The organism is Bacillus timonensis, from assembly GCF_000285535.1.
Lineage (GTDB): Bacteria > Bacillota > Bacilli > Bacillales > Bacillaceae_L > Ferdinandcohnia > Ferdinandcohnia timonensis.
In genome coordinates this window covers 1-277 of sequence record NZ_CAET01000110.1, presented here as the reverse complement: position 1 = coordinate 277, position 277 = coordinate 1, and the positions used below count along the sequence as shown (strand labels likewise).

At 46.9% G+C, this 277-nt stretch carries 1 protein-coding gene; it reads right to left on the bottom strand.

Annotated features, from left to right (window positions below; genetic code table 11):
• Positions 1-106: 106 nt before the first annotated feature.
• The coding region (locus BTHG_RS23895) for an RpiB/LacA/LacB family sugar-phosphate isomerase (protein ID WP_042341340.1) at positions 107-277 on the bottom strand (171 nt) is incomplete at its 5' end.

Here is a 277-nt window from a genome sequence, read left to right as displayed (position 1 = left end):
TTTGCAAATTCAACAAGTGTCTTTCCTGATAGGACTGCATCAACTGCAGACTGAAAAGCTTTTCCACCACCAATTGCTCCGTCTGGATGTCCATGAACACGGCCACCTAAAATTCAGTTGTAAGCCATGCTTTTGCGATTTCACGGGCTAGTCCAGGACCGATGACACGCTCACCCATCGCAAGCATATTGCTGTTGTTATGCTCACGCGTAGCCTTTGCACTGAATACATCATGACAAAGCGCACAACGAATGCCATGAACCTTGTTCGCAGCAAT